The 19,169-nt window shown below is 73.0% G+C and carries 20 protein-coding genes; 9 read left to right on the top strand and 11 right to left on the bottom strand.

All coding sequences use genetic code 11. From position 1 onward, the window contains the following. Positions 1-164: 164 nt before the first annotated feature. Together AC3IYJ_RS33795 and AC3IYJ_RS33790 are read right to left on the bottom strand one after the other, a co-directional pair. Positions 165-2,384 (bottom strand): NADP-dependent isocitrate dehydrogenase, encoded by a 2,220-nt coding sequence (locus AC3IYJ_RS33795; RefSeq protein WP_489398302.1) that lies wholly within the window; start codon positions 2,382-2,384, stop codon positions 165-167. Positions 2,385-2,629: 245 nt separating this feature from the next. Continuing rightward, entirely contained in the window at positions 2,630-2,983 is a 354-nt protein-coding gene (locus AC3IYJ_RS33790) for a DUF805 domain-containing protein (protein ID WP_489398301.1), read from the bottom strand. Between the two features lie 244 nt (positions 2,984-3,227). Between AC3IYJ_RS33790 and AC3IYJ_RS33785 the strand changes: the two genes are divergently transcribed. Then, on the top strand, positions 3,228-4,262 hold the full coding sequence (locus tag AC3IYJ_RS33785; RefSeq protein ID WP_489398300.1) for an NAD-dependent epimerase/dehydratase family protein: 1,035 nt from the start codon (positions 3,228-3,230) through the stop codon (positions 4,260-4,262). A 78-nt stretch (positions 4,263-4,340) separates the two neighbouring features. Here the strand turns inward: AC3IYJ_RS33785 and AC3IYJ_RS33780 are convergent, their stop codons facing one another. Next, positions 4,341-5,456, bottom strand: a complete 1,116-nt coding sequence (locus AC3IYJ_RS33780) for a sensor histidine kinase (protein ID WP_489398299.1) — start codon at positions 5,454-5,456, stop codon at positions 4,341-4,343. Further along, entirely contained in the window at positions 5,453-6,256 is an 804-nt protein-coding gene (locus tag AC3IYJ_RS33775) for a response regulator (RefSeq protein WP_489398298.1), read from the bottom strand. The genes AC3IYJ_RS33780 and AC3IYJ_RS33775 overlap by 4 nt, the downstream gene beginning before the upstream one ends. Positions 6,257-6,390: 134 nt before the next feature. Here AC3IYJ_RS33775 and AC3IYJ_RS33770 point away from each other — a divergent pair, with 134 nt between their 5' ends. Genes AC3IYJ_RS33770 through AC3IYJ_RS33760 form a run of 3 tightly spaced genes read left to right on the top strand, consistent with a single transcriptional unit; the run spans position 6,391 to position 8,488 of the window. Further along, the gene (locus AC3IYJ_RS33770; RefSeq protein ID WP_489403017.1) at positions 6,391-7,140 is read left to right on the top strand and encodes a glycosyltransferase family 2 protein; all 750 of its coding nucleotides are present in this window, start codon (positions 6,391-6,393) and stop codon (positions 7,138-7,140) included. After that, positions 7,137-7,763: a TIGR04282 family arsenosugar biosynthesis glycosyltransferase gene (locus AC3IYJ_RS33765; protein ID WP_489398297.1), complete on the top strand. Its 627-nt coding sequence runs from the start codon at positions 7,137-7,139 to the stop codon at positions 7,761-7,763. The genes AC3IYJ_RS33770 and AC3IYJ_RS33765 overlap by 4 nt, the downstream gene beginning before the upstream one ends. Then, positions 7,760-8,488 (top strand): class I SAM-dependent methyltransferase, encoded by a 729-nt coding sequence (locus AC3IYJ_RS33760; RefSeq protein WP_489398296.1) that lies wholly within the window; start codon positions 7,760-7,762, stop codon positions 8,486-8,488. The genes AC3IYJ_RS33765 and AC3IYJ_RS33760 overlap by 4 nt, the downstream gene beginning before the upstream one ends. 69 nt (positions 8,489-8,557) lie before the next feature. Here AC3IYJ_RS33760 and AC3IYJ_RS33755 read toward each other — a convergent pair whose 3' ends face one another. Then, the gene (locus tag AC3IYJ_RS33755; RefSeq protein ID WP_489398295.1) at positions 8,558-9,475 is read right to left on the bottom strand and encodes a class I SAM-dependent methyltransferase; all 918 of its coding nucleotides are present in this window, start codon (positions 9,473-9,475) and stop codon (positions 8,558-8,560) included. A 48-nt stretch (positions 9,476-9,523) separates the two neighbouring features. Here AC3IYJ_RS33755 and AC3IYJ_RS33750 point away from each other — a divergent pair, with 48 nt between their 5' ends. After that, positions 9,524-10,096 carry an XRE family transcriptional regulator gene (locus tag AC3IYJ_RS33750; RefSeq protein ID WP_489398294.1) on the top strand — a complete coding sequence of 191 codons (573 nt, stop codon included), beginning with the start codon at positions 9,524-9,526 and terminating at the stop codon, positions 10,094-10,096. Positions 10,097-10,100: 4 nt separating this feature from the next. Here the strand turns inward: AC3IYJ_RS33750 and AC3IYJ_RS33745 are convergent, their stop codons facing one another. After that, positions 10,101-10,514: a hypothetical protein gene (locus AC3IYJ_RS33745; protein ID WP_489403016.1), complete on the bottom strand. Its 414-nt coding sequence runs from the start codon at positions 10,512-10,514 to the stop codon at positions 10,101-10,103. 5 nt (positions 10,515-10,519) lie between these two features. Next, positions 10,520-11,758 carry a molybdopterin-dependent oxidoreductase gene (locus tag AC3IYJ_RS33740; RefSeq protein ID WP_489398293.1) on the bottom strand — a complete coding sequence of 413 codons (1,239 nt, stop codon included), beginning with the start codon at positions 11,756-11,758 and terminating at the stop codon, positions 10,520-10,522. Positions 11,759-11,872: 114 nt separating this feature from the next. Between AC3IYJ_RS33740 and AC3IYJ_RS33735 the strand changes: the two genes are divergently transcribed. Continuing rightward, on the top strand, positions 11,873-13,357 hold the full coding sequence (locus AC3IYJ_RS33735; RefSeq protein ID WP_489398292.1) for a glycosyltransferase family 87 protein: 1,485 nt from the start codon (positions 11,873-11,875) through the stop codon (positions 13,355-13,357). Here AC3IYJ_RS33735 and AC3IYJ_RS33730 read toward each other — a convergent pair. Beyond that, a complete protein-coding gene (locus tag AC3IYJ_RS33730) occupies positions 13,305-14,153 on the bottom strand; it encodes a chitosanase (RefSeq protein ID WP_489398291.1) in 849 nt (282 codons plus the stop codon). The genes AC3IYJ_RS33735 and AC3IYJ_RS33730 overlap by 53 nt on opposite strands. Positions 14,154-14,566: 413 nt before the next feature. Between AC3IYJ_RS33730 and AC3IYJ_RS33725 the strand changes: the two genes are divergently transcribed. After that, positions 14,567-15,556 (top strand): class I SAM-dependent methyltransferase, encoded by a 990-nt coding sequence (locus AC3IYJ_RS33725; RefSeq protein ID WP_489398290.1) that lies wholly within the window; start codon positions 14,567-14,569, stop codon positions 15,554-15,556. A 27-nt stretch (positions 15,557-15,583) separates the two neighbouring features. Here the strand turns inward: AC3IYJ_RS33725 and AC3IYJ_RS33720 are convergent, their stop codons facing one another. Both AC3IYJ_RS33720 and corA read right to left on the bottom strand, forming a co-directional pair. Further along, positions 15,584-16,192, bottom strand: a complete 609-nt coding sequence (locus tag AC3IYJ_RS33720; protein WP_489398289.1) for a GNAT family N-acetyltransferase — start codon at positions 16,190-16,192, stop codon at positions 15,584-15,586. A gap of 116 nt (positions 16,193-16,308) precedes the next feature. Beyond that, on the bottom strand, positions 16,309-17,391 hold the full coding sequence (gene corA, locus AC3IYJ_RS33715) for a magnesium/cobalt transporter CorA (RefSeq protein WP_489398288.1): 1,083 nt from the start codon (positions 17,389-17,391) through the stop codon (positions 16,309-16,311). A 126-nt stretch (positions 17,392-17,517) separates the two neighbouring features. On the opposite strand from corA, the gene AC3IYJ_RS33710 reads away from it, so the two are divergent. Beyond that, positions 17,518-18,102, top strand: coding sequence for a hypothetical protein (locus AC3IYJ_RS33710; RefSeq protein ID WP_489398287.1), 585 nt, complete (start codon positions 17,518-17,520; stop codon positions 18,100-18,102). A 56-nt stretch (positions 18,103-18,158) separates the two neighbouring features. Here AC3IYJ_RS33710 and AC3IYJ_RS33705 read toward each other — a convergent pair whose 3' ends face one another. Further along, positions 18,159-18,551, bottom strand: coding sequence for a TOBE domain-containing protein (locus AC3IYJ_RS33705; protein WP_489398286.1), 393 nt, complete (start codon positions 18,549-18,551; stop codon positions 18,159-18,161). Between the two features lie 144 nt (positions 18,552-18,695). Here AC3IYJ_RS33705 and AC3IYJ_RS33700 point away from each other — a divergent pair, with 144 nt between their 5' ends. Beyond that, positions 18,696-19,112: a VOC family protein gene (locus AC3IYJ_RS33700; protein WP_489398285.1), complete on the top strand. Its 417-nt coding sequence runs from the start codon at positions 18,696-18,698 to the stop codon at positions 19,110-19,112. Positions 19,113-19,169: the final 57 nt, after the last annotated feature.

Genomic DNA, 19,169 nt, shown 5'->3' with positions numbered 1-19,169 from the left:
GCCCGTGCCGGGCCGCTGCCACAACCGGGTTTCCGCCCCTCGGCCCCTTGGCCCCGCCCCGGGCCGGCCCCGGACGCGACTCCGCCCCGGTCGGCGACTGCCGGCCGGGGCGGACCCGCTGGAGCGGTGTTCCTCGACTGGTGCCGCGTGACGCGGCAGTGGGACTAGCCGAGGATCGCGAGCGCCTGGTTCAGCGTCGCGGACGGCCGCATGATCGCAGAGGCCTTGGCGGCGTCGGGCTGGTAGTAGCCGCCGATGTCGGCCGGGGAGCCCTGCACCGCGATGAGCTCGGCGACGATCTTCTCCTCCGACTCGGCCAGGGTCTTGGCGAGCGGGTCGAACGCGGCGGCCAGCTTCGGGTCGTCGGTCTGGCGCGACAGCTCCTGGGCCCAGTACAGCGCCAGGTAGAAGTGGCTGCCGCGGTTGTCGATGCCGCCCAGCTTGCGGCTCGGCGACTTGTCCTCGTTGAGGAAGGTGCCGGTCGCACGGTCCAGGGTGTCCGCGAGGACCTGGGCGCGGGCGTTGCCGGTGGTGGTGGCCAGGTGCTCGAAGGAGACGGCCAGCGCGAGGAACTCGCCGAGCGAGTCCCAGCGGAGGTAGTTCTCCTTGACGAGCTGCTGCACGTGCTTCGGGGCGGAGCCGCCGGCGCCCGTCTCGAAGAGGCCGCCGCCGTTCATCAGCGGGACGACCGACAGCATCTTGGCGCTGGTGCCCAGCTCCAGGATCGGGAAGAGGTCGGTCAGGTAGTCGCGCAGCACGTTGCCGGTCACCGAGATGGTGTCCTCGCCGCGGCGGATCCGCTCCAGGGAGTAGGCCGTGGCCTCGACCGGGGACAGGATCTTGATGGTCAGACCCTCGGTGTCGTGCTCGGCGAGGTACGTCTTGACCTTGGCGATCAGCTGCGCGTCGTGCGCGCGGCCCTCGTCGAGCCAGAAGACGGCCGGGACGCCGGTGGCGCGGGCGCGGGTGACGGCGAGCTTGACCCAGTCCTGGATCGGCGCGTCCTTGGTCTGGCAGGCGCGGAAGATGTCACCGGCGGCGACCTCCTGCTCCAGGACCGTGGCACCCGAGGCGTCGACGACGCGGACGGTGCCCGCGGCGGCCAGCTCGAAGGTCTTGTCGTGGCTGCCGTACTCCTCGGCCTTCTGGGCCATGAGGCCGACGTTCGGCACCGAGCCCATCGTGGACGGGTCGTACGCGCCGTGCGCGCGGCAGTCGTCGATGACGACCTGGTAGACACCGGCGTAGCTGCTGTCCGGGAGGACGGCGAGCGTGTCGGCCTCGGCGCCGTCCGGGCCCCACATGTGGCCGGAGGTGCGGATCATGGCCGGCATCGAGGCGTCGACGATGACGTCGGACGGCACGTGCAGGTTGGTGATGCCCTTGTCGGAGTCGACCATCGCGAGGGCCGGGCCCTCGGCGATCTCGGCCTCGAAGGAGGCCTTGATCGCGTCGGCGTCGGGCAGCGCACCCAGGCCGTTCAGGATGGTGCCGAGACCGTCGTTCGGGGAGAGGCCGGCGGCGGCCAGGGTCTCGCCGTAGCGGGCGAAGGTCTTCGGGAAGAAGGCGCGGACCACGTGGCCGAAGATGATCGGGTCGGAGACCTTCATCATCGTGGCCTTGAGGTGCACGGAGAACAGGACGCCCTCGGCCTTGGCGCGCTCGATCTGGTTGTTGAGGAAGGTGCGCAGCTCGTCGACGTGCAGGACGGACGCGTCCACGACCTCACCGGCGAGTACCGGTACGGAGTCGCGCAGCACGGTGACGGCGCCGTCGGCGGCGACGTGCTCGATGCGGAGCGTGCCGGCCTCGGCGATCACGGCGGACTTCTCGGTGGAGCGGAAGTCGTCGGCGCCCATGGTGGCGACGTTCGTCTTCGACTCGGAGGTCCAGGCGCCCATGCGGTGCGGGTGCGCCTTGGCGTAGTTCTTGACCGAGGCGGGGGCGCGGCGGTCGGAGTTGCCCTCGCGCAGGACCGGGTTGACGGCGCTGCCCTTGATCTTGTCGTAGCGGGCGCGGTTCTCGCGCTCCTCGTCGCTCTTCGGGTCGTCCGGGTAGTCCGGGAGCGCGTAGCCCTGGCCCTGGAGCTCGGCGACCGCGGCCTTGAGCTGCGGGATCGAGGCCGAGACGTTGGGCAGCTTGATGATGTTGGCGCCCGGGGTCTTCGCCAGTTCGCCGAGCTCGGCGAGGGCGTCCGCGATGCGCTGGCCCTCTTCCAGGTACTCGGGGAAGCTGGCGATGATCCGACCTGCCAGGGAGATGTCACGGGTCTCGACATTCACACCGGCCGTCGACGCGTATGCCTGGATCACAGGCAGGAACGAATACGTCGCGAGGGCCGGGGCCTCGTCAGTGTGCGTGTAGATGATGGTCGAGTCAGTCACCGGATGCTCCGCTCCACAGTCTGCGTCTCTCGTCTGCAACATTGCTCGACATCAAGATATCTCGTGATCGGGCCGGTCTGGACAGCCCCCTGCTCAAGGCGGAAGGAGACACGTGTCACGTTCGGTGACAGGAGCGCGGGAGGGGCGCCGCGGGACGGCCCCCGGGCCCCCGGACCGGCGAAAGCGCCGCCACCGGCTGTTTCCAGCCAGGGACGGCGCTTCGGTACTACTGGTCACGGACCTGCTCAGGCGTGGACGGCCTTGGGGCTCGGGCCGTACTGGTTCGGGGTCGGCTGACCCTCGGTCGCCATGAGGACGATCAGCCAGATGCCACCGATCAGCGGGACCAGGGCGATGAGCATCCACCAGCCCGACTTGCCCGTGTCGTGCAGGCGGCGGACACCGACACCCAGACCCGGCAGGAACACGGCCAGCGCGTAGATGCCGTAGAGCAGCGGGTACGTGCCGATGACGTTGTCGATGATGGCGACGATGATCAGCGCGGCCAGGTTGAAGAGGAAGAACATCCAGTACTCCTGGCGGCGCGCACGGCCGGCGAAGTCGACGTACTTCTTCAGAACATCGGTGTAGTAGTGCATGAGTCCCCCCAAGAGACCTGTTCGCGGCCCGTCCTGATGAAGCAAGCCGGGGCAGAACTTATGCCCCGCTTACGGCGCGGTCAAGCCACTTCACAGGGACCAGGAACGAACCCGCCTGAAACACCCACACCTCTCGACCCACCGTTCCCTGATGTCACCGAAAGTGACGAAATGGGCTGACGGAAGTCTTACGTCAGCGCGTGGGAGCCACCGCCCCGCCCCGCGACTCCGTAGCGTCCTAGTCATGCGCCTACTCGTCACAGGAGGAGCCGGGTTCATCGGCTCGCACATCGTTACCGCACTGCGTCTTCGCGGCCACCATCCGGTCGTGCTGGACCTCGTACCCCCGGCGGCCGACGCCGAGTTCGTACGGGCGGACGTCCGCGACCCGGAGGCGGTCCGGGCTGCCCTGCGCGGAGTGGACGCCGTCTGCCACCAGGCCGCGATGGTCGGCCTCGGCAAGGACTTCGCGGACGCCCCCGAGTACGTCTCCCACAACGACCTCGGCACGGCCGTCCTCCTGGCCGCGATGGCCGACACGGGGGTACGGGACCTGGTCCTCGCCGGCTCGATGGTGGTCTACGGGGAAGGCCGCTACGAGTGCCCCCGCCACGGTGTCGTGCGACCGGGCCCGCGCCGCACGGCGGACCTGGCCGCCGGACGCTTCGAACCCCACTGCCCCGTCTGCGACTCGGAGCTGACGCCCGGTCTGGTGGCCGAGGACGCCCCGACCGACCCCCGCAACGTGTACGCGACGACGAAACTGACGCAGGAACACCTGGCGGCCTCGTGGGCCCGGTGCGTGGACGGCCGGGCGGTGTCGCTGCGCTACCACAACGTGTACGGCCCGGGGATGCCGCGCGACACCCCGTACGCGGGGGTGGCCTCCTTCTTCCGCTCCTCGCTGGCCCGGGGCGAGGCGCCGCAGGTGTACGAGGACGGCGGCCAGCGGCGGGACTTCGTGCACGTAGGGGACATCGCCGAGGCCAACGCCCTCGCCCTGGAGGCCCCGACCCCGCTCGGCGCCTGCACCCCGTACAACGCGGGCAGCGGCACCCCGCACACGGTCGGCGAGATGGCCACCGCCCTCGCCCTGGCCCACGGCGGCCCGCTCCCGGTGGTCACCGGCGAGTTCCGCCTCGGCGACGTCCGCCACATCACGGCCGACTCCCGGCGCCTGCGCACGGACCTGGGCTGGCGCCCCCGGATCGACTTCACGACGGGCATGACGGAATTCGCCCACGCCGAGCAGCGCAATTCGAGCCTCGCCGGCGATTGAGGCGCGGGGGTCCGGGGGCAGCGCCCCCGGCAGCCGGCCCGCACGGGCCCACGGCCCCTGGCACCCGGCCCCTCGGCCTCAGCCCGGCGCCGGCAACGTCACCTCGAACCGGCAGCCCCCGGGTACGTTCCGTACCTCCGCGAACCCCGCATGCGCCTCCACGATCCCCCGCACGATCGCCAGCCCGAGCCCCGCCCCCGCCGAAGGCACGGGCGTCCGCGCCGAGGTGCCCCGCCACCCCGTGTCGAAGACCCGCGGCAGGTCCTCCGCAGGGATGCCGCCGCAGCCGTCCGTGACGGACACGACCACCGAACCCGCCCGCCGGGAGGCCGCGATGGCCACCGTTCCGTCCGCCGGCGTATGCCGGATCGCGTTGATCAGCAGGTTGGCCAGGACCCTCGTCATCTCCTTGCCGTCCACCTCCACCGGCACCCGGTCCACCGCTTCGCCCACCAGCCGCACCCCGTGCTCCCGCGCCAGCGGGTCCACCCCGGACAGCGCGTCGCCCACCAGGTCGTACACGGACATCCGGCTCGGGCTCAGCGCCAGCGCACCCGCGTGGATGCGGGAGAGTTCGAACAGGTCCCCGACCATGGAGTTCAGCCGGTCCACCTCGGTCCGGATCTGCCGGTGGTAGCGCGCCGGGTCCTCGGCCATGCCGTCCTCCAGAGCCTCCGACATGGCCCGCAGTCCGGCCAGCGGCGTCCGCAGGTCGTGGGAGATCCAGGCCACCAGCTCCCGCCGCGACTTCTCCAGGGCCCGCTCCCGCTCCCGGGACGCGGCCAGTTTCCCGCTGGTGGCCGCCAGCTCCCGGGAGAGTGCGGCCAGCTCGGCGGTGGCCAGGCCCGGCGGCGCCGCGAAGCTGCCGTCCTCGCCGAAGTCCCGCGCGGCCAGCGACAGTTCCCGGCTGCGGGCCACCACCCACCGGCCGAGCAGCAGCGCCACCGCCAGCGAGACCACCGCCGCCATCGCCAGTACCAGGGTGACCACCCCGAGGTCGTGCCCGGAGAGGAACATCGCCTGGGCCACGGCGAGCGTCCCGGCCAGCATGGCCGTCACCGTCACCGCGGCGATCACCGTCAGGGACACCGCCACCGACCGGTGCCGCACCAGCCGCAGCACGAGCGCGCCGAGCGCCCCCGCGCAGACGGCGCCGCCGAACGCGAAGAGGGCGATGAGCAGTATGTCCTTCATGCCGGCTCCCCCTCCGGTTCGAAGCGGTAGCCGACGCCCCACACGGTCTGGATCAGCCGGGGCTGCCCGGGGTCGTCCTCGATCTTGGCGCGCAGGCGGCGTACGTGCACGGTCACCGTCGACAGGTCCCCGAAGTCCCACCCCCACACGTCCCGCATCAGCTCCTCGCGCCCGTGCGCCTGCCCGGGATGCCGCAGGAAGTGCGCCAGCAGATCGAACTCGCGGACGGTGAGCGCGAGTTCGCGGCCGTCCTTGGCCGCCCGGTGAGTGGCCGGGTCCAGGGTGATCCCGGCGCCCGTCAGCCGGTCCTCCCGTACGCCGCCCACCGCGCCCGCCGCGCCCGCCGCGCCCGCCGTCGATCCGGACCCGGAAGCCCCGCCCGCACCGGAAGTCCCCGCGGCCGCCGCGCCTCGCCGCAGCACGGACGAGACCCGCAGGACCAGTTCGCGCGGACTGAACGGCTTCGTGACGTAGTCGTCGGCGCCCAGCTCCAGCCCGGCGATGCGGTCGTCCTCGTCGCCGCGGGCGGTCAGCATGATCACCGGCACCGGGCCGGTCGCGCGCAGCCTTCGGCACACCTCCAGCCCGTCGAGCCCCGGCAGCATGAGGTCCAGTACGACCAGGTCCGGCCAGACCCGGCCGGCGCAGGCCAGGGCGGCCGGGCCGTCCGCTGCGGTCTCCACCTCGAAGCCGGCGCGCCGGAGGTAGCCCATGACCACCTCGGCCACCGTCGGGTCGTCGTCGACGACCAGGATCCGACCGGAGGAGCCGGAGGCTGATTCCACACCACTGCCGTTCATACCGTCCAGCCTCCCACCCGGCGGCCCGGCGCGGCGCCGCGGACGGGGCCGCAGGGGGGACGTCCGCGTTTCGTAAGGACTCCACGGCCCTTTCGCGGGGCCCTGGTTCATACGGTGAAACCGTGAGCGAAACCATGACGGTAGACGTCGTACTTCCCTGTCTGAACGAGGCCGAGGCCCTGCCCTGGGTCCTGGCCCGCATCCCGGCGGGCTGGCGGGCCCTGGTCGTGGACAACGGATCCACGGACGGCTCGGCCGACCTCGCCCGGTCGCTCGGCGCGACCGTGGTGGAGGAGTCCCGGCGCGGTTTCGGCGCCGCCTGCCACGCCGGACTGCTCGCCGCGGAGGCCGACATCGTCTGCTTCTGCGACTGCGACGCCTCCCTGGATCCCGGGCTGCTGGCCGGTTTCGTGGCGGCCGTCGCCGCCGGCGAGAGCGATCTGGTGCTCGGCCGGCGCCGCCCGCAGGGGCGCGGCGCCTGGCCCGCGCACGCACGGGCCGGGAACCTGGCGCTGGCCCGGCTGCTGCGGCGGCGGACCGGGTTGCGGCTGCGCGACCTCGGCCCGATGCGGGCCGCGCGCCGGGAACGGCTGCTGGGGCTGGACCTGTCGGACCGGCGCTCCGGCTACCCCCTCCAGATGGTGGTCCGGGCGGCCGACGCGGGCTGGCGGATCCGGGAGGTGGACGTGCCGTACCTGCCGAGGTCGGGGAAGTCGAAGGTGACCGGCACCTGGCGGGGCACCTGGCAGGCGGTGCGTGACATGAGCCGCGTACTGGCGGAACCCCCGGCCCGGCCGGCGGGCGGATCCCCCGCCGGTTCCACTGCCGGATGCCCTGCAGCCGAATCACCCGCTGCCGGATCCACTGCCGGAGGCGCCCGGTGAACGCCGCCGCCGACTCCGCGCGGACCACGCTGCTGGTGATCGCGAAGGAGCCCGTGCCCGGCCGGGTCAAGACCCGGCTCACCCCGCCGTTCACCCCCGCCGAGGCGGCGGAGCTGGCCGAGGCCGCCCTCGCCGACACCCTCGCCGCCGTGGCCCGCACCCCCGCGGCCCGCCGGGTACTGGTCCTCGAAGGCCGGCCCGGACCGTGGCTGCCGCCCGGCTTCGAGGTGATCGCGCAGCGGCCCGGAACCCTGGACCTGCGGCTCGCCGCCGCCTTCGAGGCGTGCACCGGACCGGCCCTGCTGATCGGCATGGACACCCCGCAGGTCACGCCGGAGCTGCTGGAGGTGGACTGGTCGGCGTACGACGCGTGGTTCGGCCCGGCCGTCGACGGCGGGTTCTGGGCGCTCGGACTGGCCGTTCCCGATCCGGCGCTGCTGCTCGGGGTACCGATGTCGGTGCCCGAGACGGGCGCAGTCCAGTACGAGCGGCTGCGCGCGGCCGGGCTGCGGATCGGGCGGCTGCCGGTGCTGCGGGACGTGGACACCGCCGAGGACGCCCGGCTGGTCGCCGGCGAAGCGCCGCACGGCTCGTTCGCGGCGCGGCTGACGGTACGCCGATGAGCACGCTCGCCCCCGCTACGGAGCCGGGCGCGGCCACCCCGGTCACCCCGGCCGGGGCCACCGCCGCCAAGGCCTGGTCCGCCGACCCCTACACCGCGGCCTTGCGCAGCGGCCGCGGCCCGCTCTACCTGCGGCGGGGCGACGGCTGGCTGCTCCCGCTGGACGTGGAGCGCTGGTGCGAGGCACCCGACCGGGCGGACCTCACGGTGCTGCGGCGCTGCCGGGGCGCCGCCATCGACATCGGCTGCGGCCCCGGAAGGCTGGTGTCGGCACTGGCGGCCCGGGGACACCGGGCGCTGGGCATCGACGTCAGCCCGGAGGCGGTGGCCCGTACCGCCCGCTCGGGCGGCACGGCACTGCACCGGTCGGTCTTCGACTCCCTGCCGGGCGAAGGGCGTTGGGACACGGGCCTGCTGATCGACGGCAACATCGGCATCGGCGGCGACCCGACGGCGCTGCTGCGGCGGATGGCCGAGGTGCTGGCGGTGACGGGGTCCCTGATCGTGGAGTGCGCCGAGGCGGAGGCCGAGGTCGAGGTGGACGAGCGCTGCGAAGTCCGCGTGGCCGACGGCCGCGGCGGCCTCGGCGCCCCGTTCCGCTGGGCCCGGGTCGACGCCGCGGCCCTGGCCCGGCACGCCGCGGCCGCAGGCTGGATCCCCGGCGGGCACTGGACGGCGGCGGGCCGGGCCTTCACGGTGCTCACCCGGTCTGGCGGGGCCGCGTAGGCCCGGTGGGGATTGCAGGGCTTGCAGGCCTTGCGGGGCCCCGACGGTCGGGGGGAACCCCGCGTCCGTTCAAGGCCTGCGGGCCACCCACACGGTGCGCTGTGCGCTGATGCGGAGATCGGTGCGGTGCGGCAGGGCTTCGGGGCCCTCGCCGTCGAGGAGCGCGGCGAAGACGGCCCGGTCCTGGGCGTCGAGGCCGCCGACGGCGTGGTCGCGGACGCGGCGCAGGGTGCTCTGCGCGTAGCGGCCGGCGGCTGCGGGCAGCGGGTCCGTCAGCTCCACGGTGAACAGCCGCTCGGCCTCGATGGTGAATCCGGCCGCGGTCAGCAGGGCCGCCCAGTCGGAGCCGAGGTGCGGCACGTCCTCGGACTTGGCCGCGTCCAGGACGGCATGGGCGCGCTCCTCCAGTCCGGGTCGCCCTGTGCCGAGGTCCTCGGGGAGGAAGCGCGGGAGGGTGTCGAACTCGGCCACCGCGAGGAGGCCGCCGGGGCGCAGCGCGGCGTGGATCTCGGCGAGGGCCCGGCCGGGGTCGGCCATGTGGTGCAGGGAGGTGGAAGCCCACACCAGGTCGGCGGGGCCGACGGCCGGCCAGGCCGCGTCCAGGTCGGCGCGTACCGGGTGGACGCGGTCGGCGAGGCCGAGGGCGCGGGCCTTGTTCCCCAGGTGCTCCAGCATTCCGGCGGAGATGTCGAGGGTGGTCGCCTCGGCCCCTTCGAACTGCCGGAGGAGGGCGAAGGTGCCCGTACCGGTGCCGCTGCCCACGTCGAGGATCCGGCGGACGGGCGGGTCCCCCGCGGTGAGCTCGTGGACCAGGCCGACGGCTCCGGTGAGGTAGTCGTGCAGGACCTCGGCGTCGAGGTCGAGCATCTCGGCGAGGGCCGCCTCCGCGGCGGGGCCGTGGCCCTTTCCGTGGTCGTGGTCGTGGTCGTGGCCCTGGTGGTGGTCCCCGTGCTGGTGCTGCCGGAGCTGGTGCTGGTCCGTGTTCATGCCTTCAACCCTACGAGCGGTTTGCGCCAATCGCATACCATCTTGCGTATGACGCAAGACAGCGAAATCGACACCCTCGTCCGCAAGCGGATCCGGAGCCTGCGGCTGGCCAAGGGATGGTCGCTCGACGACCTGGCCGCCCGCTGCTACCTCAGCCCGTCCACCCTCAGCCGCATCGAGACCGGCCACCGCCGGATCAGCCTCGACCAGCTGAGCCCGATCGCCCGGGCCCTGGGCGCCACCCTCGATCAGCTGGTGGAGTCCGCCACCGACGAGGACGTGGTGATCAGGCCGCACCGCGACGAGACCCGGGGGGTGACCAGCTGGCTGCTGTCCCGCGAGGCCGGTCCGCACGGCACGACCGTGGCCAAGATGCGGCTCACCAAGCCGGCCCCGCCGCGGGACACCGAACCGCTGCGCGTCCATCCGGGCAAGGACTGGTTCACCGTGCTGTCGGGCACCGTCGAACTGCTGCTGGGCGACCGGAACATCCGGGTCGAGGCGGGCGAGGCGGCGGAGTTCTCCACGATGGTCCCGCACGCCTTCGGGGCGATCGGCGGGCCCGCCGAGATCCTGTGCATCCTCGACCACGACGGGCAGCGCACCCACCTGCACCCCTAGGCCGTCAGCGGGACGGCCTGCGCTCCCCGGCCCGCGCCCGCCCGCGCCGCCCCACCAGCGCCACCACCACGGCGGCCGCCGCCACCACGGCGAGCACGATCAGCAGGTTCCGCCCGTACGGCAGCGGCAGCGCCGACGGGTTCGGCGGCGTTCCCGGCCGCAGCAGCAGGGGCAGGGTGACCAGTACGAGCACGCCCGCCGTCAGCAGGGCCCCCCGTACGACGCCCCGCGCGGGCACCGCGGCGACCGCCAGTCCGGCCACCAGGACCAGCGGCGCGATGATCCCGTCGTGCAGGACGAGCGCGCCGCCCAGCCACACCATGACGTCGAGGGGGTCGGGCAGCACCGAAAGCAGCCGGCCGCCGATCGCGATCAGCAGGAGGCCGCACCCGCCCAGGATCCAGCGCAGCCATCGCATGGTGTTCAAAGCACCTCCAGCAGGGTGACCCACTTGGTCTGCAGGACACCGGGGCGGTTCGGCGCGATGATGCGCGCCGGGTAGCCGTGGTCGACGGTCAGGACCTGCCCGTTCAGTTCCAGCGCGAGCAGGGTCAGCGGGTCCTCGGCGTAGTCGCGGCCCATCTCCATCACCCGGTACGAGCCGGACCTCTCCAGCGAAGTGACGCGCAGCCCCGCTCCGGGGCGGGCCCCGGCGCGGGCCAGGAGGTCGCTGATCCGGACCCCGCTCCAGGCGGCCTCGACGCTCCAGCCCTCCACGCAGGCGATCGGCAGCCGCGACCGCACCCTGGGCAGGGCCCGGAGTTGATCGAGCGTCAGGCTGTACGGGGCCGGTCCGCGCACCTCCAGCCGCCAGTCCCGTACCGCCCGCTCCGTGATCCCGGCGGCCGCCGCCGTCCGGTTGACCGGGAGTCCCTGCGGTCCGTGGTCGGGGTGCCGGGGCGCGAGCAGGTCCAGGCTCTTCAGCGGGGTGAAGGCCTGTCCGACGGTGGTGAGGGTGACGGCGCCGACGGCCGCGCCGACGCCGAGCATCAGGGAGCGGCGGTCGGGGCCGTCCTGGGCGGGCAGTTCGAGCGTGCCGGGCGAGCGGCGGCTCCAATGCGCTTTGATCTCGGGGGCTTTGACGGCGATGTGCAGGAGCAACGAGCCCGTCACCACCCAGGCCAGGGCGAAGTGGGTCTGGATGAAGCCGAAGGGCCACGGGTACCACTCGGCGATGTTGAGGAGACCGGTGAACACCTCCAGCACGGCGGAGGCCACCAGGACGGCCACAGACAGCCGTTCCAGCGCGTGCAGCACGCCGCGCACCGGCGGCCACGCGAACAGCCGCGGGTAGACCGTCCACAGTTTCACCAGCAGCAGCACGATCGCGGCGAGCCCGCTCGCGATGTGCAGGCCCTGGCTGAGCCGGTAGCCCCAGACCGGCCGGCTGGGCAGTAGATCGGCGGCCCAGCCGGGCGGGTGCTGGAGGTAGTGGCTGATCAGGCCGGTCACGAAGCAGACGAAAAAAGCCGCGCCCAGCCAGCGGCCGATGGAGGTCGCGGTACGGGCGTCGTGGAGGCGGCCGGAGAAGGCGGGCGGCCGCACCGGCGGGAGCGCGAGCCTCGGGAGAGCGAGCCTTCCGCGCGCCCCGGCGTTGGCGGGCGGACCGGAAGCGGGGGGCGGCACGGGCGTTTCGGGCGGCTCGGGAGCGGGGGGCGTCATGCCCTCCATCAGAGCGCTGCCGGGCCCCGCGCGGGCGATTCGACACCTTACGAAACGCGGACACCGGGCCGGGTCGCACGGCCGGTGGCGGTCCGCGCTGCCAGGCTGACCCGTATGAACCGCCCCCGCGCGAACCTCCCCCGGGCCCGCGTCGCCCTCACCGTGCTGCTGCTCGCCGCCCTGACGGCCGCGCTCGTGCCGGCCGTCCGCGAGGAGGGCTACTCCTCCGACCCGGCCGGGCTCACCTGCTGGTACGCGGCCGCGTGGACACTGTTCGCCGCGGCCGTGTGGTCACTGCGCCGGGTGCCGGACCGGTTCCTGGTCCCGCTCGTGCTGGCGGGTGCGGTGGCCGTCTGCGCCGCGGGGCTGGCCGGCCCACCGCTGACCAGCACCGATTCCTTCCGCTACGTCTGGGACGGGCGGGTGCAGGCCGCGGGGATCTCCCCGTACGACCACGCCCCCGCCGATCCGGCGCTGCGCGCGCTGCGCGACGACTGGCTGTTCCCCCGGGGCAAGGCCGCCTGCGCCGACAATCCGGACCTGGTGCCCGTCGAGCCGGGGGTGTGCACCCGGATCAACCGGCCCACCGTGCACACGATCTATCCGCCCGTCGCCGAGGGCTGGTTCGGGCTCGTGCACGTCCTCTCCCCACCGGGCGTGCGCCACAAGGCCTTCCAGGTGGGCGGGGCCCTGCTGGCGCTAGCCGTCACCGGGGCGCTGCTGCTGATCCAGCGCCGCCGGGGCGCGCGGCTGCGCAACGTCGCGTACTGGGCCTGGTGTCCGGCGGTGGCGGTGGAGGCGGTGAACAACGCGCACGTGGACGTGCTCGCCGTACTGCTCTCGGTGGCGGCGCTGGGGGTGGTCGTCCGCAGGCGGGTCCTCGGCGGGGCGCTTTTCGGGCTGGCGATCGCGGCGAAGCTGCTGCCCGCGGTGCTGCTGCCGGGCGCGCTGGCCGGCGTACGGCGGTGGCGGGACGCCGCGGCGCTGCTGGTTCCGGCGGCCGCGGTGGTGGCGCTGACGTACCTGCCGTACGTGCTCGTCTCGCGCTCGTCGGTCTTCGGCTACCTGGGCGGCTACGCGCAGGAGGAGGGGTACGAGGATCCGGGCGCGGGCGGCCGGTACGCGCTGCTGCGCCTCGTGCTTCCGGATTCCTGGGCGGTGCCCGCGGTGGTGGTCGGGATCCTGGCCGTCGTGGCGTACGTGTGGCGGCGCGGCGATCCCCGGCAGCCCTGGAGCGGGGCGCTGCTGGTGACGGGCACGGCGTTCCTGCTGATGACTCCGGGGTACTCGTGGTACGCGCTGCTGCTCATCGCGCTGGTGGCGCTGGACGGGCGCGCGGAGTGGCTCGGGGTGGCGGTCGCGGGCCTGGCGGCGTACGTCTCGGTGCGCACGCTCGGCGGGCAGACCACCCCGGTGGCGTACGGGCTCGCGGGCGCGGCGGTACTGGCGGGCTGGGCGCTGCGGCGGCGGGCGGAGCGGCGGCGGGCGACGGCCCGGGGAGGGGAGGGGGTCCACCCCGGGGCGCCGCCCGGATCGGCCGGAACCGTCAGCCGATGTGGTACGAGTCCCCGTAAACCTTCCAGTCCAGCGGGGTGTTGAGGTTGAAGTTGCCCTTCTTGACCCACACCCGCTGCGCCGTGTCCACGCGGCTGGTGTCGCTGTGCGCCTCCTCCTGCTTCATCGCCCAGACGCGGGCGTCGAGGAAGGCGTTGAGCCAGGTGGTCTCGTTGCCGCCCTGGGACGGGGGCTTGGCCTTGGAGAGGGCGCGCTTGCGGATGTTGCGGAAGCTGGTGGAGTCGGTTCCGTCACCGTGCATGACGATGGCGTCGTAGTAGGTGAACTGGCCGAGCGCGCCCACCCCGTCGGCCTTGCCCTGGCTGACGGCCGGGTTGAAGTAGACCCGGTCGCGCTCGTGGTCCTGGGCCTTCTTGAAGTCGGAGTCGGCGGCCGCCTTCGCCCAGTCCTTGGTGAAGTTGGGGTCGAGGCCGGCGTGCGAGTCGCTGCCGTCCACCTTCTTCAGGGCGGGGAGGTACTTGGCGAGGACATTGCCCGGCTTGATGCTCGTGTAGTACTGGACGAGCTCCAGCATGTCGTGCGTGCCGGAACAGAACCCGATGATTCCGCCCGTGTAGCCGCGGCCGTCGTCTATGTCCTCGATGTACTTGTACTGCGCCTTCCAGTCGAGCGAGGAGTTCTCGGCGCTGGAGACGATCTGCATGGCGATGTCCTTCTTCACCGGATCGTCGAGCCCGACGGCGGCGGCCACCGAACCCTGCACGGCGGCCGGGGCCGCTGTGGGGGCGGCGGCGGTCGCGTGGGCGGTGACGGGTACGGCGAGGAGGGCAGTACCCAACAGGGCGCTGACGGCCAGTCGCTTGCGGTGGGGGGTGAACACGGTACCTCCATGAGGGAGTTGATGCTCGGGCGACTTCGTTAGGAAACTTTACTACCAGACGTCGCGCCGACTCAACCCCTCGGAACGGGCCGTTCTGCTCTTGGAGCATCAACCAGTTCGACGCCCGTGAAGGGCGGGATTTCCGTATTCGGAACCAATTCCCGGGAAACCCCGACCCTTGGTTGACTGGCCTGACACCCACGGCCACCGGCCTGGCGCTTGCGGCTCTCTCGCCGGCGACCGTGACGTGAGGGGGGAGCTCCCGCGCGCCGATCAGCGGTGTTCGGCGCGCGGGCCCCTGGCATATGAGAGTCAAGACGAGGCATCCTTACGCATATGCGGTCGGTTTCGGCTGCTGGAACCACATGTGCGGCAACAGCACGCCGGCGCGTGTTCAAGGGATGGAGTGGCCGATGGCCGTCCTCGTGATCGGAGAAGCGCCCACGGCTGCCATCGAGGCGGCCGGCCTGCGGATCCACCCGTTCCGTCCCGGCGCCGACGACCCGCTCCCCGACACCCTCACCGGCATCGACGCACTGATCCTCTCCCCCACCGCCACCCCCGACGCGCTGCCCCTCGTCGGCCCGGCGCTGGCCGCAGAAGTCCCCGTACTCGCGCTCGGAGAAGGCGCCCGGCTCCTCGCGGAGGCCGCGGGCTCGGGCGGCACCGGGTGCGGGGCCACCGACCCGCTGCTCGGCGGCGCCGCCGCGGCGCACGGATTCCGCGTCGGCGCCAGCGCGTGGGGGCTCCCGGTCCCGGACGAGGCGGACCACGGGGTACTGCGCCGGTTCGCCGAGCTGGTCGCCGGACGGGCCCAGACCACCGCCACCCGGACCTTCTTCACACCCCGGGCCGCCGCCTGGGAGGAGCGCTTCGCCTACCAGACCCCCGCCTACGAGGCCGCCGTCGCCCGGATGCGGCTGCGGCCCGGCCAGAGCGCGCTCGATCTGGGCTGTGGCAGCGGCCGCGCCCTGCCCGCGCTACGGGCCCTGGTCGGAGCCGCCGGCACCGTGATCGGGGTCGACCTCACGCACGCCATGCTCACGGCGGCCTCCGACGCGGGCCGCGGCGGGCCGGCCGCGGGGCTGCTGCTGGCCGACTGCGGGCGGCTCCCGCTGCCCGACGGCGCCGTGCACGGCATCTTCGCCGCCGGGCTCCTGGACCACCTGCCGCATCCGGACACCGCCCTGCGCGAATGGGCCCGCGTCACCGCGCCCGGCGGGGAGCTGCTGCTCTTCCACCCCTCCGGCCGCGCGGAACGCGCCGCCCGCCACGGCCGCGCCGTCAGCCCCGACGACCCGCTGGCCGAGCCGAACCTGCGGCCGGCCCTCGAAGCGGCGGGCTGGCACCTGGCCACGTACGAGGACGCCGCCAACCACTTCCTGGCCCGCGCGGAGCGGTAGGGGGCCAGGGCGCGACTGCGAGTCGGGTCAGGCGGAGGTGCGTCCCGCCGCCACGCGACCCTGCAGCGCACTCTTGACGTCCGGCCATTCCGGGCGCGTGATGCTGTACACCGCGGTATCGCGGATCCAGCCGTCGGGCATGAGCATGTGGTGGCGCAGCACCCCTTCGTGCGTGGCGCCCAGACCAGCGATCGCGGCGCGGGACTTGGCGTTGCGCACGTCCGTCAGCAGCTCGACCCGGTTCATCTCCATTGCCTCGAAGGCATGGGTCAGCATCAGCAGCTTCGCCTCGGTGTTCACACCGGTCCGCTGCCGGGACTCGGCGAGGAAGGTCCAGCCGATCTCCAGCCGCCGGAACTTCGTGTTGATCACCATCAGCCGGGTCGAGCCGAGGATCCGGCCGCTCTGCGCGTCCACCGTCGCGTACGGAATCTGCGTGCCCTCCGCGCGCGCCGCCACGGCGTTGTCGATGAACTCCCGCACCTCGTCCGGGTGCGGGACGATCGTCACCGCGAGCTCCCAGAGCCTGCCGTCGTGGATCGCCTCGCACAGCCCGTCGTGGTGCAGGGGCTCCAGCGGCTCCAGCCGCACTCGCCGCCCGGCCAACACCGCGTTCGCCACTGCCTGCTGATCCATGTCCGTCCCCACCTGACCGTTCCCCGTGATCCCCTGTTCAAGCGGACCTTACCCGGCGGCCGGATTCGGCCAGGCGACGACCCCGTCGGGACTCCCCCGCGACCCCAAGCCCGCGCTCAGAGCCAGCCGTTGCGCCGGAAGCCGCGGTGGATGACGAAGCAGGCGACGGCCATCACACCGAGCACGATCGGGTACCCGTAGGTCCAGTGCAGTTCGGGCATGTTGTCGAAGTTCATGCCGTAGACCCCGCAGACCATCGTGGGGACGGCCACGATCGCCGCCCAGGCGGTGATCTTGCGCATGTCCTCGTTCTGGGCGACGGTCACCTGCGCCAGGTGCGCCTGGAGGATGGAGTCGAGGAGGGCGTCGTAGGCGCTGATCTGATCCGTGGCGCGGGTCAAGTGGTCGGCGACGTCGCGGAAGTACGTGCGCATCTCCGGCGGGATGACCGTTATCGGCTGCGTGCTCAGCTGATGGAGCGGCCGGCTCAACGGGGCCACCGCGCGGCGCAGTTCCAGGAGTTCGCGCTTGAGCTGGTAGATCCGGCCCGCGTCGCCGCGGCCGTCGTACTCGCTGAAGACCATGGCCTCGACGGCCTCGATGTCGCTCTGCACCGCGTCCGTCACGGCCATGTACTCGTCGACCACGTGGTCGGCGATGGCGTGCAGGACGGCGACGGGCCCCTTCGCCAGCTGCTCGGGAGCCGCCTCCAGCTCCTCGCGGACCGAGCCGAGGGTGCCGCGGCCGCCGTGCCGGATGGTGATCACGAAGTCCTGGCCGGCGAAGGCCATGAGCTCGCCGGTCTCCACGACCTCGCTGGTCGCGGTCAGCTCCTCGTGCTCCACGTAGCTCACGGTCTTGAAGACGGCGAAGAGGGTGTCGTCGTAGCGCTCGATCTTGGGGCGCTGGTGTGCGTGGACCGCGTCCTCGACGGCGAGCGGGTGCAGGCCGAACAGCTCGGCGAGCCCCGCGAGTTCGGCCTGCGCGGGCTCGTGCAGGCCGATCCAGACGAACCCCTCGCCCGTCTTGCGGACCCGGCGCAGCGCCTCGCCGGCGTCGGCGGTGCCGTCCTGGCGCTCACCGTCCCGGTAGACGATGCAGTTGACCACGGCGCTGCCGAGCGGGGAGCGGGCCGGGTGGCTGAGGTCGACGGCGCGGTGGTAGCCGCGGCGCACGGCCCGGCGCAGGTTGCTGAACATGGACAACGTCGTACTCCCCTTCGGCGGATCACCGGCCAGTCTGCCACCGGCTCCGCGGCGCCCTGCGCCCGGGCACATGCGGAAACGTTTGTGCGGCTCTCGGACACGGCCCCCTATGCTGCCGCGGTGACCACACCACCCGGCAGACCCGCACGCCTTCGCGCCTCCACGCTGACGAGCCTCCTGCTCATGGTCCTGTTCGTCGTGCCCGCCTGCGGATTCCTCGGGTGGAAGTACTGGCAGCTGAACCACCCGGGCGATTTCACCGCCGACCCCCGGCCGTGCGAACTGCTGTCCCCGGAGACCGTGCACCGGCTGGTGCCCACCTCCTACGGCGGTCGCGCCGAGAACGGTTCGTGCAGTTGGGCCGCCCCGCGCGAGGAGCGCGCGAACCGGGCCGGGATCTTCCTCCAGCCCTTCCGCGTCACCGAGAGCCTCGCCGTCAAGAACCTGCGCGAGGAGCGCGAGGACCTGACGGGCTGGGAGCAGACCACCCCGGCGGTCGTCCCGGACGTGGCCGACGAGGCCTTCATCCGCTTCCGTACGCCCGACCCCGCGCGCCCCGCGACCGCGCAGGTCTGCTTCCGCCTGAGCAACCTGCTGGTCACCCTGACCTACACCCGGACCGACTCCGACCGCGAGGCCGCCCGCGCCGGAGCCGTGGACGCGGCGCGGGAGGCCGCCAAGTGGCTCAGGGCCTCCGCGCACTGAGCCGACGCCGCCGCCCCTGCGACGCGCGGCGGCTCCATGGGTCGTCTCTTTTCGGCCTAGGCCTTGTCGATGAACACGCTCGTCGACTTCACCCGGGCCGTCGCCCGCGCCCCGACCTCCAGCCCGAGCTCTTCCACCGCTTCCCGCGTCAGCAGCGACACGATGCGGTGCGGCCCGGCCTGGATCTCCACCTGCGCGTCGACCGTGCCGAGCTTGACCCCGGTCACGATGCCGGGGAAGGCGTTGCGCGCCGAGGTGTACGGGGCTTCGTCGCCGTCGGAAGCCTCCTGCGCGGCCTCCACGCAGAACGCGGCCAGGTCCGGGCCGTCCACCATGCGCCGCGTGCCCTCGCGGCGCGTCGGGAACCGGTCCGCGTCCGCCCATCGCCGGGCCGTGTCAACGCTGACGCCGAGCAGCCGTGCCGCCTGACCGATCGTGTAGGACTCCATGCCCGCAGCCTATGCCCTGCCCGCTGCCTCATCGCAGGCCAGGGGCGCGCGGCGGCCGCCGCCGAGATCTTCGTCCGGCAGGCCGGACCAAGCGGTCAGGAATGGAGAAGCAGGACCGGACAGGCCGCTCGTAGCGTGAAGCACATGGAAATCAACCTTTCGCAGTGCTTCATCGCCGTCGACGATCACGACAAGGCGCTCGGCTTCTACCGTGACGCCCTCGGCCTGGAGGTGCTCAAGGACGTCGGGTTCGCCGGGATGCGCTGGGTGACCGTGGGCTCCCCCGCACAGCCCGGAGTGGAGATCGTCCTCGAACCCCCGCTCGCCGACCCCAACGCCTCGGCCGCCGACAGGGAGGCCGTGGCGGAACTCCTCGCCAAGGGCCTCCTGCGCGGCGTGATCTTCTCGACCGACGACGTCGACGCCACCTTCGACCACATCCGCGCCACCGGCGCCGAGGTGCTCCAGGAGCCGGTCGACCAGCCGTACGGCGTCCGCGACTGCGCCTTCCGCGACCCGGCCGGGAACATGATCCGCTTCAGTCGGCCCCTCGCACAGTGAGCCCGGCGGTGTCGGTCGTATGGGCGTTGCGCCGCCCCGGCCGACACCGCCGATCGG

The sequence above is a fragment of the Streptomyces sp. GL_140 genome (assembly GCF_057834465.1).
Note: the sequence above shows the minus strand (reverse complement) of the source record. Positions and strands in the feature narration are given on the sequence as shown.